This is a genomic window from Isoptericola haloaureus (assembly GCF_036689775.1).
GTDB classification, from domain to species: Bacteria; Actinomycetota; Actinomycetes; order Actinomycetales; family Cellulomonadaceae; genus Isoptericola; species Isoptericola haloaureus.
The window spans coordinates 1-16,148 of the sequence record NZ_JBAGLP010000107.1 but is presented as its reverse complement, the minus strand read 5'-3'; the positions used below and the strand labels follow the sequence as shown (position 1 = coordinate 16,148).

9 protein-coding genes are annotated in these 16,148 nt (G+C 70.5%); 7 read left to right on the top strand and 2 right to left on the bottom strand.

Features of this window, described 5'->3' with window-relative positions:
• Window positions 1–4 precede the first annotated feature (4 nt).
• Window positions 5–2,437 carry an NAD-dependent DNA ligase LigA gene (gene ligA, locus V5O49_RS03355; RefSeq protein ID WP_332900995.1) on the top strand — a complete coding sequence of 811 codons (2,433 nt, stop codon included), beginning with the start codon at window positions 5–7 and terminating at the stop codon, window positions 2,435–2,437.
• A gap of 36 nt (window positions 2,438–2,473) precedes the next feature.
• On the opposite strand, the gene V5O49_RS03350 is transcribed toward ligA, so the two are convergent.
• Window positions 2,474–3,622: an ROK family protein gene (locus V5O49_RS03350; RefSeq protein ID WP_332900994.1), complete on the bottom strand. Its 1,149-nt coding sequence runs from the start codon at window positions 3,620–3,622 to the stop codon at window positions 2,474–2,476.
• A 178-nt stretch (window positions 3,623–3,800) separates the two neighbouring features.
• Between V5O49_RS03350 and V5O49_RS03345 the strand changes: the two genes are divergently transcribed.
• From V5O49_RS03345 to V5O49_RS03320, 6 genes are all read left to right on the top strand, one after another.
• The gene (locus tag V5O49_RS03345; protein WP_278234990.1) at window positions 3,801–5,321 is read left to right on the top strand and encodes a sugar ABC transporter ATP-binding protein; all 1,521 of its coding nucleotides are present in this window, start codon (window positions 3,801–3,803) and stop codon (window positions 5,319–5,321) included.
• Entirely contained in the window at window positions 5,318–6,352 is a 1,035-nt protein-coding gene (locus V5O49_RS03340; RefSeq protein ID WP_405001133.1) for an ABC transporter permease, read from the top strand. Before V5O49_RS03345 ends, V5O49_RS03340 begins: the two co-directional genes overlap by 4 nt.
• A gap of 73 nt (window positions 6,353–6,425) precedes the next feature.
• Window positions 6,426–7,496 (top strand): substrate-binding domain-containing protein, encoded by a 1,071-nt coding sequence (locus V5O49_RS03335; RefSeq protein ID WP_332900993.1) that lies wholly within the window; start codon window positions 6,426–6,428, stop codon window positions 7,494–7,496.
• 111 nt (window positions 7,497–7,607) lie between these two features.
• Window positions 7,608–8,786 carry a Gfo/Idh/MocA family protein gene (locus tag V5O49_RS03330; protein ID WP_332900992.1) on the top strand — a complete coding sequence of 393 codons (1,179 nt, stop codon included), beginning with the start codon at window positions 7,608–7,610 and terminating at the stop codon, window positions 8,784–8,786.
• A gap of 151 nt (window positions 8,787–8,937) precedes the next feature.
• Window positions 8,938–9,939, top strand: a complete 1,002-nt coding sequence (locus V5O49_RS03325) for a sugar phosphate isomerase/epimerase family protein (protein WP_332900991.1) — start codon at window positions 8,938–8,940, stop codon at window positions 9,937–9,939.
• A 255-nt stretch (window positions 9,940–10,194) separates the two neighbouring features.
• Window positions 10,195–14,991 (top strand): ThuA domain-containing protein, encoded by a 4,797-nt coding sequence (locus V5O49_RS03320; protein ID WP_332900990.1) that lies wholly within the window; start codon window positions 10,195–10,197, stop codon window positions 14,989–14,991.
• Window positions 14,992–15,110: 119 nt separating this feature from the next.
• Here the strand turns inward: V5O49_RS03320 and V5O49_RS03315 are convergent, their stop codons facing one another.
• Entirely contained in the window at window positions 15,111–15,665 is a 555-nt protein-coding gene (locus V5O49_RS03315; protein ID WP_332900989.1) for a GNAT family N-acetyltransferase, read from the bottom strand.
• Between the last annotated feature and the right edge of the window lie 483 nt (window positions 15,666–16,148).

Genomic DNA, 16,148 nt, shown 5'->3' with positions numbered 1-16,148 from the left:
GGGCGTGACCGACACCGACCGCGCCGTCGACCCGTCCGCGCTCGACGAGAGCTCGGCCCAGCGCCGCTGGGCCGAGCTCGTCGCCCTCGTCGAGGAGGACCAGGCCGCCTACTACCAGCACGACGCCCCGAAGGTGTCCGACGCCGCGTACGACGCGCGGATGCACGAGCTCGAAGCGCTCGAGGCCGCCCATCCGGCGCTGCGCCGGCCGGACTCGCCGACCCAGCGCGTGGGTGGGCAGGCCTCGGCCGCGTTCGCGAACGTCGACCACCTCGAGCCGATGCTCTCGCTCGACAACGTGTTCAGCACGGACGAGCTGCGCGCCTGGGACGCCCGGGTCGCCCGCGACCTCGACGTGCCCGGCGGCGCCGTCGGCTACCTGTCGGAGGTCAAGATCGACGGCCTGGCGATCGCGCTGCTGTACGAGCAGGGACGCCTGGTCCGCGCCGCCACCCGCGGGGACGGTCGCACGGGTGAGGACATCACCGCCAACGCGCTGCGCATCGCACAGATCCCCCACCGCCTCGACGGTGACGAGCACCCGGACGTCGTCGAGATCCGCGGGGAGGTGTTCATCCCGACGGCGTCCTTCGCCCGCCTCAACGAGCTGCAGGTCGAGCTGCGGGACCGTGCCGTCGGCGAGGCGCGGGAGCGTGCGGCCACCCGCGGGTTCGACGAGGAGCGCGCCCGCGTGGCCGCGCTGCGCCGCTTCCCCCAGTTCGCCAACCCGCGCAACGCCGCCGCCGGCGGGCTGCGTCAGCTCCTGGACAAGAAGACCGGGCTCGAGCACGAGGCGGGGCTCGCCCGGATCGAGGCGCTGCGCCTGTACGCCCACGGCGTCGGCGCGCTGCAGTGGACGGAAGGGCGGCGCGAGGAGCTGGCCAACCTCTCGGACGCCTACGACCTCTTCGCGCGGTGGGGCATCCCGATCTCGCCGCACAACCGGGTCGTGGAGGGCGTCGACGCGGTGCTCGAGATGATCGACCACTTCGGCGAGCACCGCCACGACATCGAGCACGAGCTGGACGGCATCGTGGTGAAGGTCGACGCCCTGGCGGACCAGCGCCTCCTGGGCGCCACCAGCCGCGCGCCGCGCTGGGCGACGGCCTACAAGTACCCGCCCGAGGAGGTGAACACCCGCCTGCTGGCCATCCAGGTCGGCGTCGGGCGGACCGGTCGGGCCACGCCGTACGCCGTCATGGATCCCGTCCTGGTGGCCGGCTCCACGGTGCGGCAGGCCACCCTGCACAACCAGGACGTCGTCAGGGCCAAGGGTGTGCGGATCGGCGACATGGTGGTGCTGCGCAAGGCGGGTGACGTCATTCCCGAGATCCTCGGTCCGGTCACGGCGCTGGCCGACGACGGCTACCCCCGCGAGGACTTCGTCATGCCCGAGCGGTGCCCCGAGTGCGGCACGCCGCTGCGGCCGATGAAGGAGGGCGACGTCGACCTGCGGTGCCCGAACGCCGAGTCCTGCCCGGCGCAGGTGCGCGGGCGCGTCGAGCACATCGGTTCCCGTGGCGGGCTCGACGTCGACGCGCTCGGCGAGGTCACCGCGGCGGCGTTGACGCAGCCGCTGGAGCCGAGCGAACCGCCGCTGCGCACCGAGGCGCGGCTGTTCGACCTCACGCTCGACGAGCTCGCGCCGATCCGGGCCGTCGTGCGGGACTCCGAGACGGGCCTGCCGAAGGAGTGGGACGGTCGGGGGGAGTCGGCCGAGTACGAGATGCCGGACGGTTCCGTCCAGACGGTCAAGGCCGTGCGGCCGTTCCAGAAGAAGCGCAAGCTGTCCAAGGCCGACGAACGAGCAGCCGTCGAGGCGGGGGAGTCGCTGTACGAGCCCAACGCCCAGGCCACCAAGCTCCTCGACGAGCTCGAGCGGGCGAGGACCAAGGATCTCTGGCGGATCCTGGTCTCCCTGAACATCCGGCACGTCGGGCCGGTGGCGGCCCGGGCGCTCGCGGACTGGTTCGGCTCCCTCGACGCCGTCCGGGAGGCCTCCCGGGAGGACCTCGCCGCCGTGGAGGGCGTCGGTCCGGTGATCGCCGACGAGGTCCAGGCCTGGTTCGACGTCGACTGGCACCGCGAGATCGTCGACACCTGGGCCCGTGCCGGCGTCCGCTTCTCGACCCCGGGGCACCCCGGACCGGCGGCGATGGCCGAGCGGGCCACCGACGAACCCACCGGCCCGCTCGCCGGGCTGACGGTCGTCGTCACGGGCTCGTTGGAGGGCTACTCGCGCGACGGCGCCAAAGAGGCCATCCTCCAGGCCGGCGGCAAGGCCGCGGGGTCGGTCTCGAAGAAGACCGACTACGTCGTGGCGGGGGAGAAGGCCGGCTCCAAGGCGGCCAAGGCCGAGCAGCTCGGCGTGCCGGTCCTCGACGAGGAGCGGTTCACGGCGTTGCTGACCGGCGGTCCGGAGGCGCTGGGCGAGTGAAGGGGCCCGGGCCGCCCTGCTGGACCGCGGTGGGTCTCAGGCGCTCTCGGCCGAGGCGATGAGGGCGTCGATCGACGGTGCCGCGAGGTACTGCTCGGTGACGAGGAACGCGGCGCCGACGACGCCGGCCTGCGCGCCGGCGCCGGTGGTGGCGATCCGCAGGTGCTGGGTCGCCAGGGGCAGGGAGCGCTGGTAGACGATCTCGCGGATGCCGGCCATGAGGTGCTCACCGGCGTCGGACAGGATGCCGCCGATGACGATGCGCGCCGGGTTGAGCAGGCTCACGGACGCCGCCAGCACGCTGCCGATGTCGCGGCCGGCCTGGCGGACCGCCTGGCCTGCCGCGACGTCCCCGGCACGCACGAGGTCCACGACGTCGCTGGTGCTGCTGACGTCCGCGCCGCGGGCCCGCAGGTCCGCCACGAGGGCGGCGCCACCGGCCACCGCCTCGAGGCACCCGGTGTTCCCGCACCGGCAGGGGATGTCCGAACCGCGCGGCACGGTGATGTGACCGAGGTCGCCGGCGGCGCCCTGGGCACCGCGCCGCAGCTCGCCGTCCATGATGACGCCGGCCCCGATGCCGGTCGCGACCTTGACGAACAGCAGGTCGTCGACCGAGGCGCACACCGTGCGGTGCTCGCCCAGCGCCATGATGTTCACGTCGTTGTCGACGAGGACGGGGGCCCTGAGCCGGGCGAAGAGCTCGGCCGGGACGTCCGTGCCGTCCCAGCCGGGCATGATCGGCGGGTTCACCGGTCGGCCGGTGGTGTGGTCCACGGGTCCGGGGAGCCCGATGCCGATGCCGGCGAGCTCGTCGACCCGCCGACCGGCCTGCGCGATGACCTTGGAACCCGCTTCGGCGACCCAGTCGAGCACGTGCGTCGGGCCGTCGGCGATCGACAGGGGCTCCTGGAGCACGCCGATGGGCTCTCCGGCGAGGTCGGTGATCGCGAGCCGTGCGTGCGAGGCGCCGAGGTCCACGCCGAGCACGATCCGCGAGGTCGGGTCGAAAGCGAAGGTGGACGGCGGGCGACCGCCGGTGCTCGAGGCCTCGCCCGCGGGGGCGAGCAGCCCGACGGCGCGCAGCGCGTCGATGCGCGCGGCGACGGTGGACCGTGACTGTCCCGTGGCCGCGACCAGGGATGCACGTGTGCGGGGTCGACCGTCCCGGAACAGCTGAAACATCGCTCCGGCCCCTGTCGGGCGCGGGGGAAACTTCGCCAACCCTTCCATAAGCACAGTCAACCACGCCTCTCGTCTCCGTCGCATGTGTCAACCCGTACTGCATCACAGCGGGGTAACGATCCGAAAGTACCGGAACTTATGATTGACGACGAACAGAAGTTGCCCTTAGAGTCGTCGCATGGTCACAGAAGACCCCGCAGCGCCGCTGCTGCAGATGCAAGGGATCGTCAAGCACTTCCCGGGCGCCAAGGCCCTCGACGGTGTGGACCTCGACGTCCGTGCCGGCGAGGTGCACTGTCTGCTCGGGCAGAACGGTGCCGGCAAGTCCACGCTCATCAAGGTGCTGGCCGGGGCCCACCAGCCCACGTCCGGCACCATCCGATTCGACGGCGAAGAGATCGCCATCCCGCACCCCGACGCCGCGCTCGAGCACGGCGTGGCCACGATGTACCAGGAGCTGGACGTCGTCGACGGTCTGACCGTCGCCGAGAACATCTTCCTCGGTCACGAGCTGGCCTCGGCCGGGTTCACCAAGCGCCGCTTCGCCGCGCAGCGGACCCGAGAGCTCATGGCCCGGCTCGGGCACCCCGAGATCTCGCCGCACCGCGAGGTCGGGTCGCTCTCCGCCGCGGGCAAGCAGATCGTGTCGATGGCCCGTGCGCTGTCGCGCGACGTGCGCGTGATCGTCATGGACGAACCGTCGGCCGTCCTGGACTCGGGCGAGGTGGACAACCTCTTCCGCGTCGTCGCCGAGCTCACCGAGCAGGGCGTCGCCATCGTCTACATCTCGCACCGGCTCGAGGAGATCCGCCGGATCGGCGACCGGATCACCGTGCTCAAGGACGGCGTGACGGTGGGGCGCAACCTCGACGTGGCGACCACGCCGACGGACGAGCTCATCAAGCTCATGACCGGCAAGTCGATGGAGTACTCCTTCCCCGAGCGCCCCGGCGTGCCGGACGACGCCCCGTTGCGGCTCCAGGTCGAGAACCTCTCGCTGGCGGGCGTCTTCTCCGACGTGAGCCTGTCCATCCGTGCCGGGGAGATCGTCGGCCTGGCCGGTCTGGTCGGCTCGGGGCGCTCCGAGATCCTCGAGACGATCTACGGCGCGCGCCGGGCCACGCACGGCCGCGTGGAGCTGGACGGCAAGAGGCTCCGCCGCGGTTCCGTGGGGGCGGCCGTGGCCGCCGACATCGGCCTCGCACCCGAGGAGCGCAAGAGCCAGGGGCTGCTGCTCGACGAGCCCGTCTACCGCAACATCACCCTGTCCTCCTTCGCGCGGACCGCCCGGGGCGGCTGGCTCGACGAGAAGGCGGAGAAGGCCGCTGCCGAAGAGCAGGCGAAGGCCCTGGACCTGCGGCCGCCGGACGTCGACCGCGCCATCCGCACCCTCTCCGGCGGAAACCAGCAGAAGGCGATGCTCGCCCGCTGGCTGGTCCACGGCTGCGAGGTGCTGCTGCTCGACGAACCGACCCGCGGCGTCGACGTCGGCGCGAGGTCCGAGATCTACGACCTGGTACGACGGCTCGCCGACGCCGGCACCGCCGTGCTGGTCGTCTCCAGCGAGATCCCCGAAGTTCTGGGCCTCGCCGACCGTGTCCTCGTCATCTCCGACGGACAGGTCGTGCACGAAGGGTCCGCCGAGTCGATCGACGAGCACCAGGTGCTCGACATGGTCATGGAAGGAAGTGCCGCGTGAGCGAGCAGCAGACGCCGTCGAGTTCGGCGACAGAAACCCCCACGAACCACAAGGAGAGCTCCCGCTCCCGCCTGGGGCTCTCGGGAACGACGGTCCGGAACCTCGGTCTGGTCGCCGCCCTGGTCCTGCTGTGCCTGGTCGGGCTGCTCACCGGCGGCGACCGGTTCGCCAGCGTGCAGAACCTCATGATCGTGCTCAGCCTCGCGTCGGTGACCGGCGTGCTGGCGATCGGCATGACCTTCGTCATCACCACCGGCGGCATCGACCTGTCGGTCGGCTCCGTGCTCGGCCTGACCACCGTGTGGGCCTCGACCCTGGCCACGCAGACCATGGCCGACCAGTACGGCTGGATCGTCATGGTCGGCTGCGCGCTCCTGGTCGGCCTCGCCGCCGGGCTGGTCAACGGCGTGATCATCGCCTACGGCAACGTGGTGGCGTTCATCGCCACGCTGGCGATGCTGGTCGCGGCCCGCGGGCTCGCCGAGCTCATCGCCAACCGGCGCACGCAGATCGTCGACCAGCCGTCGTTCGAGAGCACCTTCCAGGGTGACCTGCTCGGCGTGCCGAAGATCGTCTGGATCTTCGTCGTCGTCGCCATCGCCGGCTGGTTCCTGCTCAACCGGACCACCTTCGGGCGCCGCACGGTGGCCATCGGCGGCAACCGGGAAGCGGCCCGGCTCGCCGGCATCAACGTCAAGCGCCACCTGCTCTACGTCTACGGCTTCTCGGGCCTGGCGGCCGGCATCGGCGGTGTGATGATGCTCGCCCGGACCGGAGCGGGGTCGTCCACCAACGGTCTCCTGATGGAGCTCGACGTGATTGCCATGGTCGTCGTCGGCGGCACCCTGCTCGCCGGTGGGCGCGGCACGATCATCGGCACGATCATCGGCGTCCTCATCTTCGCGACCCTGCAGAACGTCTTCATCATCAACAACGTCGACAGCTCGGTGCAGCAGATCGCCCGCGGCGCGATCATCGTCGCCGCCGTGCTGCTCCAGCAGCGGTTCGCCGGCCGCTCCAAGTCCAGTTGACCCCGACCTGTCCCACCGACCCCTACCTGTCCTGCAAGTACACGTCAGTACCCGGACCGAATCGAGGATGATCATGTCCGCACGAACCATGCGCCGTCGTCTCATCGCGGCACCGCTCGCCCTGGCCGCCTCGGCTGCCCTGCTGGCCGGTTGCGTCAGCAACGAGCCTGCCGAGGAGGAGGGCACCGACTCCTCCGAGGAGATGAGCTCCGAGGGCGGGGCCGCCGGCACCGCCAACGACGAGCCGGGGGAGACCGTCACGATCGGCTTCTCCGCCCCCGCCGCCGACCACGGCTGGATGGGTGCGATCACCTCCGCCGCCGAGGCCGAGGCCGACAACTACGAGGACGTCGAGCTCCGCGTCGCCGAGGGCACGAACGACGTCAACGTCCAGATCAGCCAGATCGAGACGTTCATCGCCGACGGCGTGGACGCCATCGTGCTCCTGCCGTTCGACGGCGCCGCGCTGACCGACGTCGCGATCGAGGCGATGGAGGCCGGCATCCCGGTCGTCAACGTCGACCGCGAGTTCACCAGCCCGTTCGCCGCCCGCACCACCGTGCTCGGCGACAACTACGGCATGGGCGTCAGCGCCGGCACCTACATCTGCGAGCAGCTCGGCGACCAGCCCGACGCGGTCATCGCCGAGATCCAGGGCATCGCCTCGCTGCCGCTGACGCAGGACCGGTCGCAGGGCTTCGCCGACGCGCTGTCCGACTGCGGCCTCGACGTCGACAACCAGGTCTCCGCGGAGTTCACCGTCCAGAGCGGTGAGCAGGTGACCGCCAACCTCCTGCAGGCGGCTCCCGAGATCGACGCCATCTGGAACCACGACGACGACCAGGGTGTCGGCGTCCTGCAGGCGATCGAGAACGCCGGTCGCGACGAGTTCTTCATGGTCGGCGGCGCCGGCTCGCTCGACGTGATGGAGCACATCCAGTCCGGTGACACCGTGCTGCAGGCCACGGTCGTCTACCCGTCGACCCAGGCGGCCGACGGCATCAAGCTCGCCCGCCTGATCGCGCAGGACAAGAACATGTCCGACCTGGCCTCCGCGGCCGTCCCGCGCACCGTGCAGCTCTTCGCCCCGGTGGTCACGGCGGACAACGTCGACCAGTACATGGGCATCGGGTTCCGTTCCTGACCTGACCCGGTCGACCCACACCACGGCGGCGGGGCGTGACACGCCCCGCCGCCGCGGACTCGTCCGCCCTCGTGGTGGCTCGAGCCGCACGAGGACAGAAAGGACACACCAATGGCTGCAGCAGACGGCGCTCGCCTCGGCGTCGGCATGGTCGGCTACTCGTTCATGGGCGCGGCGCACTCCCACGCGTGGCGCACCGCCCCCCGCTTCTTCGACCTGCCGCTGCGCACGGAGATGACGGCGGTCGCCGGCAGGGACCCGGAGAAGGTCGCGGCGGCCGCGGACCGGCTCGGATGGCAGTCCTCCGAGACGGACTGGCGTCGCTTGCTCGAGCGGGACGACATCGACCTCATCGACATCTGCACACCGGGCAACACCCACGCCGAGATCGCCGTCGCGGCGCTCGACGCCGGCAAGCACGTGCTGTGCGAGAAGCCGCTGGCCAACTCGGTCGCCGAGGCCGAGCAGATGGTGGCGGCAGCGGACCGCGCGGCGCAGCACGGCGTGCACGCCATGGTGGGTTTCACCTACCGGCGTGTCCCCGCCATCCAGCTCGCGCGCCAGCTCGTCGCCGACGGCCGACTCGGTCAGATCCGCCACGTGCGGGCGCAGTACCTGCAGGACTGGCTGTCGGACGCGTCGACACCGCTGAACTGGCGCCTGCAGAAGGACAAGGCAGGGTCGGGTGCGCTCGGCGACATCGGTGCGCACGTCGTCGATCTCACCCAGTTCATCACCGGTGAGCGGCTCACCGGCGTCTCCGGGATGCTCGAGACCTTCGTGCCCGAGCGGCCGGTGGCCACCGAGTTCTCCGGACTGTCCGGCACGGCGGGCACGGAGACCGGTCCGGTGACCGTCGACGACGCCGCCGTCTTCTTCGGCCGCATGTCCGGCGGGGCCATGGCCAGCTACGAGGCCACGCGCTACGCCAACGGCCGCAAGAACGCGATCCGCATCGAGATCAACGGATCCGCGGGATCGCTGGCCTTCGACTTCGAGGACATGAACGTCCTGCACTTCTTCGACGCGACCGAGCCGCCGGCGACGGCAGGGTTCCGGAGGATCGTGGTCACCGAGGCCGAGCACCCCTTCGTGGCGGCCTGGTGGCCCCCGGGCCACGGCCTGGGCTACGAGCACGCCTTCACCCACCAGGTCGTCGATCTGGTGGGAGCGCTCGCAGCCGGCGAGGAGCCTGCGCCGTCGTTCGCCGAGGGGCTCGCCGTGCAGCGCGTCCTCGACGCCGTCGAGCGCAGCGCGTCCGACAAGCACCGCTGGATCGACCTGGCCTGATCGGATCGAGACCGTCCAGGAGGTGCGCGCCACCAGGACCGGGGTGTGCGCCGGAGGCCCTGTTCCCCGGCGCACACCCCCTGCCGAGGTTGTCGGCGAGGACCCGCCGCGCCGGGTGCCCGGCCGACGTTGACGAACGAGAGGAAGAACGATGACACGACCGATCAGCCTGTTCACCGGTCAGTGGGCCGACCTGCCGCTGGAGGAGCTGGCGGAGCTGGCGTCCGGCTGGGGCTACGACGGCCTGGAGCTGTGCTGCTGGGGCGACCATCTCGACGTCACCCGGTGGGACGACGCCGAGTACGTCCAGGGCCGCAAGGACCTCATGGCGCGGCACGGCCTGCAGATCGTCGCGATCTCCAACCACCTCACGGGTCAGGCGGTCTGCGACGACCCGATCGACCGGCGGCACGAGGAGATCCTCTCGCCGGAGGTGTGGGGCGACGGCGACCCGGAGGGCGTCCGACAGCGGGCCGCCGAGGCGATGAAGGACACCGCGCGCATGGCCGCGAAGCTCGGTGTGCGCACCGTCGTCGGGTTCACCGGCTCCTCGATCTGGAAGACCGTCGCGATGTTCCCGCCGGTGCCGGCGGACATGGTCGAGGCCGGCTACCAGGACTTCGCCGACCGCTGGAACCCGATCCTCGACGTCTTCGAGGAGGTCGGCGTGCGGTTCGCCCTCGAGGTCCACCCGAGCGAGATCGCCTACGACTACTGGACCACCCGGCGCACGCTCGAGGCGATCGGGCACCGGGAGTCGTTCGGCCTGAACTGGGACCCGAGCCACATGGTCTGGCAGGACGTCGACCCCGTGGGCTTCCTCTGGGACTTCCAGGACCGCATCTACCACGCGCACTGCAAGGACACGAAGAAGCGCCTCAACGGCCGCAACGGACGGCTCTCGTCGCACCTGGCGTGGGCGGACCCGCGGCGCGGCTGGGACTTCATCTCGACCGGCCACGGCGACGTGCCGTGGGAGGACTCGTTCCGGATGCTCAACGCCATCGGGTACGACGGACCGCTCTCGGTCGAGTGGGAGGACGCCGGGATGGACCGTCTCGTCGGGGCGCCCGAGGGCCTCGCCTTCGTGCGCCGGCTCGCGTTCGACGCCCCGGACGCGGCCTTCGACGCGGCCTTCTCCTCCAAGGACTGACCCGCAGGGTCGAACGCCTCGTGGGGTCGGCTCCCCGCCGACCCCACGAGGCCTTCCGATGCGCGCTGCGCGTCGGTGCACAGCCCCGAGCATGTGTCGGGGCGATCAGGACGATCTGATCCCACTTCTCGATGGAGAGATGCCATGCGAATCCCTGTACCTGTTCGGAGAGCGCTTGCCGCCGTCGCGGCGGCCACGGTCTCCCTCGTCGGCCTCGTGGCGGTACCCGCCAGTGCCCACGAGGACCCGCACATCATGATCTTCTCGAAGACGGCGGACTTCCGTCACTCGTCGATCCCGACCGGTGTCGCCGCCGTCGAACAGCTCGCCACGGCGAACGGCATGACCTACGAGTCCACCGAGGACTCCGCGGCGTTCACCCCGGAGAACCTGGACCACTTCGACGCTGTCGTCTTCCTGTCCACCACCGGTGACGTGCTGGACGACACCCAGCAGGCGGCTTTCGAGGACTACATCCGCTCCGGCGGCGGGTACATGGGTATCCACGCCGCGAGCGACACCGAGTACACCTGGCCCTGGTACGGCGGCCTCGTCGGCGCCTACTTCTCGGGGCACCCGGAGCAGCAGACGGCGGACGTCCACGTGGCAGACCGCAGTCACCCGTCGACGGAGCAGCTCCCGGAGGTCTGGACCCGGTTCGACGAGTGGTACAACTTCCAGGAGAACCCCCGCGGGGACGTGCACGTCCTCGCCACGCTCGACGAGTCCACGTACGACGCGGGTGGCGGCGCCATGGGGGAGGACCACCCCATCGCGTGGTGCCAGTACTACGACGGCGGTCGATCCTGGTACACCGGCGGTGGCCACACCGACGAGAGCTTCTCGGAGGATCTCTTCGTCGGACACCTCGAGGGCGGGCTCCTGTGGAGCGCCGGGCTCGTCGAGAACGACTGCGGCGGGACGAAGCACTCCAACTACCAGAAGGTCGTGCTGGACGACGACGTCGCCAGCCCCATGGGCCTCCAGGTCGCTCCGGACGGTCGCGTGATCTTCATCGAGCGCGCCGGCCAGATCCGGGTGATCGACCCCGAGGACAGCACGACCTCCACAGCCGGCGCCCTGGCGGTGCACGACGCCCAGGAGAACGGTCTTCTCGGCATCGAGCTCGACCCCGACTTCGCCACGAACGGCTGGGTCTACCTCTTCTACACCCCGGACTCCGACGACGTGCCTGCACCGGTGCAGCGTCTGTCGCGGTTCACGATGGAGGGCGACACCCTGAACATGTCGTCCGAGTCCGTCGTGCTCGAGTTCCCCCACCAGCGGCAGGAGTGCTGCCACTCCGGCGGCCACCTGGACTTCGGGCCCGAGGGTGATCTGTGGATCTCCACGGGAGACGACACCTCGCCGGGCGGCGACCCGGGTGGTTACGCCCCGATCGACGAGCGTGAGGGCAACGAGGCGTTCGACGCCCAGCGCAGCTCCGCCAACACGAACGACCTGCGCGGCAAGCTGTTGCGCATCACCCCGACGGACGACGGTGGTTACACGGTTCCCGAGGGGAATCTGATCGACACCGAGTGGGCCGCAGGGCGGGACTCCGATCTCGTCCGGCCCGAGATCTACGCGATGGGTCTGCGCAACCCGTTCCGCTTCTCCGTGGACCCGGTGGACTCGACCGTGTACCTGGCCGACTACGGTCCGGACGCCAACGCTCCCGACCCGGAGAAGGGCATCGACGGACGGGTCGAGTGGAACATCATGACCCAGCCCGGCAACTACGGCTGGCCGTACTGCCACGGGACCGGCGCCTACGTCGACTACGACTACGCGACCGGGACCGCCGGGGAGGAGTTCGACTGCGAGGCGCCCGTCAACGACTCGCCGAACAACACGGGTCTGCAGGAGCTGCCGCCGAGCATCGACCCGCAGGTCGAGTACGGGCGGCTGCTGTCCCACCCCGTGGTGGGACGCAGCGGTGCCCCGATGGGCGGCCCGGCGTACCAGTACGACCCCACCCTCGAGTCGGAGCGCCAGTGGCCCGAGTACTACGACGGGGTGCCGATCTTCTACGAGTGGGGCCAGAACCGGCTCTACGAGACGCACCTCGGCGGGGACAAGGAGCTGCTCGACGTCGTCCCGATGCTCGACGGCGCCATCGAGATGACCCGTCCGCACGAGCTCGTCTTCGGCGCCCACGACGGCGCTCTGTACGGCATCGAGTGGGGTTCCGGGTTCGGCGGCAACAACGCCGACTCGCAGGTGGTACGCATCGACTACACCGGCGGCAACACGAACCCGATCGCCAACGTCTCGGCCACGCCGCGCTCCGGCGGGGTCCCGCTGACCGTCGAGTTCTCCAGCGCAGGCACGTCCCACCCCCAGGGCGGTGACCTGACCTACTCCTGGGACTTCGGGGACGGTGCGACGTCGACGGAGGAGAACCCGACCCACGAGTACACGGAGGAGGGCGACTTCACCGCGATCCTGACGGTGACCGACGCGCAGGAGCGGACGGGAACCGCCAACGTCACCATCGCCGTCGGCAACACCGAGCCGGACGTCGAGATCCAGTGGCCGGCGAACGGTGCCGTGTTCACCTACGGCGACACCGTCGACTTCGCCATCGGCGTGGACGACGTCGAGGACGGGTCGACGAGCACCGGTGACATCGACTGCGCCGAGGTCGACGTCGAGCTCATCCTGGGTCACGACGACCACGGGCACCCGATGCAGGCCACCACGGGCTGCGAGGGGTCGTTCGTCCTGGAGCCCGACGGCGGCCACGTCGACACCGACCGCATCACGTACGCCCTCGAGGCCCGGTACACCGACGGCGGTTCGCCGGAGGGCACCGTGGCCCCGCTCGAGGGGCGCGACGTCGTCGCGATGCAGCCGAGCCGCAAGCAGGCCGAGCACTACGACATCGGTGACGGCGTGCGGTCGGAGGAGACCGAGGACCCCGAGGGCGGGCTGCTCAACATGGGCTTCATCACCGACGGCAGCTCGATGGTCTACGAGGACTTCCACTTCGCGAACATCGACGCGATGAGGTTCCGCGTGGCAGCGTCCAGCGACGGCAGCAGGATCGAGGTCCGTCAGGACTCGGTGGACGGACCGCTGCTCGGCACCGCTCAGGTGTCGGACACCGGCGGCTTCCAGAGCTGGGAGTTCGTCGAGACCGAGGTCGACGCGCCCGACGGCACGTTCGACCTGGTCCTGTCGTTTCGTGGGGGTTCCGGCTACCTGCTCAACCTCAACTGGTTCGACCTCGTCGGCGAGGGTGCGGCCGGCGGCCGGCCCGAGGTCGTCGAGGTGCCGACCGCGGCGGTCGACCCCGCCGATCCGGACGGAGCCGACGGCTGGTACACCGGCCCGGTGACGGTCACCCTCGACACGGCCGCGGGCGACGCGGTCGAGTACCGGCTCGACGGCGGGGACTGGCAGGACTACTCCGGACCGCTCGAGCTGGCCGAGGACGGCGTCCACGACGTGACCTACCGCGCCGTGCGTGACGGGGACACGTCCAACAGGGAGTCCCTGCAGGTCCGTGTGGACGGCACGGCACCGACCACCGAGGCGGACCCGCAGGGCGTCGTCGCCGACGGGGCCTTCACGGGGGACGTCGAGGTCGGTCTCGTGGCCGAGGACGCGACGTCGGGCGTCGGCTCCACGGAGTACGTGCTCGACGGTGGGGCACCGGTCGCCGACGACGGACCCGTCCTCGTCACGGGCGGGGGTGAGCACGTCGTCCGGTACCGGTCGACCGACGTCGCCGGCAACGTCGAGCCGTGGCGGACGCTGACCTTCGCCGCGCCGACGGGGACGCCGCCGTCGATCGAGGTCGGCGAGCCGCCCGTCGGGGGTGTGGTGGCTTTCGGCGACACGATCCCGTTCGAGGTCACCGTCGACGACAGCGTCGAGGTCGACTGCCGCGACGTCCGGTCGCGGCTCGTGGTCACCGACGGCGACCACGTGCACGCCGGAGACCCGGTGGCCGGGTGCTTCGGGACGGTCCCGATGGTCCTGCCCGACGAGCACACCACGGACGACCGGCTCCGGTACGAGCTCGAGGTCGACTACGTGCGCGGCGGGCACGACGCCGAGGCACCCAGCCTGGCGGCGGTCACGGAGTCGGTCCGCCTGCAGCCCACCCTGATCCAGGCGGAGCACCACGATCCGCAGGAGGACGTGCGGTACGAGGAGGCCGGTGACCCGCTCGGCGGGGGCCAGAACATCGGCTACATCCGCGACGGGTACGAGCTGCAGTACTCGGATGTCAACCTGGAGGGCATCGACAGCCTGCGCTTCCGGCTCGCGACGAGCACGGTCGGTGGCACGCTGGAGATGCGTGCGGGGTCTGCGGACGGCGCGCTGCTCGGAAGCACGGAGATCACCGGGACCGGTGGCTTCCAGGCCTACGAGTGGTTCGACGCTCCTGTCGAGCAGACGCCGGAGGGCCCGTTCACCCTGAGCCTCGTGTTCCGCGCCGACGGCAGCCACTTCATCGCGAACATCAACATGTTCGAGTTCGTCGGTGACGGCGTCGGTGTCGAGCCGTTGGTCGAGGTGACGCCCGAACGCCCGACGTGGACGGACCAGTGCGGTCCGGCCAACATCACGGGTGCACCGTTCCCGGTCGTCGAGGGGGTCGAGTACGTCGAGACCCGCAAGAACGACGGCGGTGTGACGGTGGTGGCCACGCCCTCGGAGGGCTACATCCTGACCGACAAGCCGTCACCCACGAAGAATGCGGACTCGTGGACCTGGACCAAGGGCGATGCGAACGAGCCCTGCTACCCGAGCTGGGAGCCGGAGGTCCGGTACGACGGGGGCGACCGCGTCGTCCTGGACGGCTCGGTCTGGGAGGCCGCGCGCCCGTCCTCGGACAAGACACCCGGTGAACGGGCCAACGGTCCGTGGCAGGAGATCGTCGCGACCGAGGACGGTTCGGCGGTGTGGACCGAGTCGCGGATCTTCACCGAGGGCGACGTGGTGCTCTTCGAGGGGGACTCCTTCGAAGCGCTCCAGCGCACCCGGGGCCATGAGCCGGCGTCGTCGCCGGACCACTGGACCCTGGTCGTGGACTGACCTGCGGTCGTCACGGCGGATCGAGCGCCTCGGCTTCTCCACCCCCGTTCGGCGGGTGGCGAGAAGCCGAGGCGCTCGCTGCGCTCCGTGGCGCGACGTCGGTGCGGCGTGGTCGCGGTTCAGGGGGTGTGCAGCATGACCACGTCGTCGTGCTGCACACCCCCGACGTCGTAGGTGCGGCTGCCGACGACGGTGAACCCGTGCTTGCGGTAGAAGGCCTGGGCTCGCAGGTTGTCCCCGTTGGTGCCGAGCCAGAACGGACGATCGGGTGCGATCTCGTCAGCCGTCCGGACGGCTGCGGCCATCAGCGCGTTCGCCGTGCCGTCTCCCTGACGAGCAGGGTGGACGTAGATCTTCGACAGCTCGACGTAGGGACCGGGCCCGACCGTGGACCGCAGAACGTCCCGCTCGGCGTCCCCGTCCGGCTCGCCCCGCAGCAGCAGCACGTAGCCGGCGGGAGACTCGCCTCCGTCGGCCACGAGCAGCGCGCAGCCGGGGTCGCGGCTCCACGCTCGGAAGCGCTCCGGCGACAGGTGCTCGGCGATGTGCCGGGCCATGGTGGCCGTGGAGGTCCCCGGTGGGCACGCGAGGGGGAACGTCAGGGCGGCGAGCCAGGCGAGCTCGGCGGCCTCGTCGGGACGGGCGGGACGGACGACGACGGATGGTGCGGTCACGCTGCGAACCTAGCGCGGACGGCGTCGTTCCGCGGTCGGGGGCAGGCGGTGCGACCTGCGACGACGGGCCGGCAGGGCACTGTGCGCCGGGTCACCCCGTCAGGAGTTGGACTCGGTGCCCAAGCCGTGTAATGTTCTCTGACGTCAGCCCGACAGGGAACGGACACCGCGAGGTGGCCGCCGGGGCTGAAACTCTCCTCGAACGGACAGGGCGTTTCGTGCGCCCCGGATTCGGGAGGGGCTGGACCTCGAGCAGGTCGCCCACGGTTCGCAGAGCGGACTGGACAGGGCGGATCGGTTCGGGTAAGGTTGAAGGGTTGCCCCGGACGGGGTCGGGACGGGTTGTTCCGGTCTTGGATGGTGTGTGTCGGTTGTTTGAGAACTCAACAGTGTGCTTGATAGTCAATGCCAAATTTTGAACCTTCATTGGTTCCTTTGGACTAGATTGGACAGCTAGTTTTGCTAGTTTGTTTGGTCTGGCCA

Bases quoted from the DNA above. Each gene is read 5' to 3' on its own strand.
- V5O49_RS03350 (WP_332900994.1), bottom strand. From the start codon at position 3,622: ATGTTTCAGCTGTTCCGGGACGGTCGACCCCGCACACGTGCATCCCTG.
- V5O49_RS03345 (WP_278234990.1), top strand. From the start codon at position 3,801: ATGGTCACAGAAGACCCCGCAGCGCCGCTGCTGCAGATGCAAGGGATC.
- V5O49_RS03335 (WP_332900993.1), top strand. From the start codon at position 6,426: ATGTCCGCACGAACCATGCGCCGTCGTCTCATCGCGGCACCGCTCGCC.
- V5O49_RS03330 (WP_332900992.1), top strand. From the start codon at position 7,608: ATGGCTGCAGCAGACGGCGCTCGCCTCGGCGTCGGCATGGTCGGCTAC.
- V5O49_RS03325 (WP_332900991.1), top strand. From the start codon at position 8,938: ATGACACGACCGATCAGCCTGTTCACCGGTCAGTGGGCCGACCTGCCG.
- V5O49_RS03320 (WP_332900990.1), top strand. From the start codon at position 10,195: ATGATCTTCTCGAAGACGGCGGACTTCCGTCACTCGTCGATCCCGACC.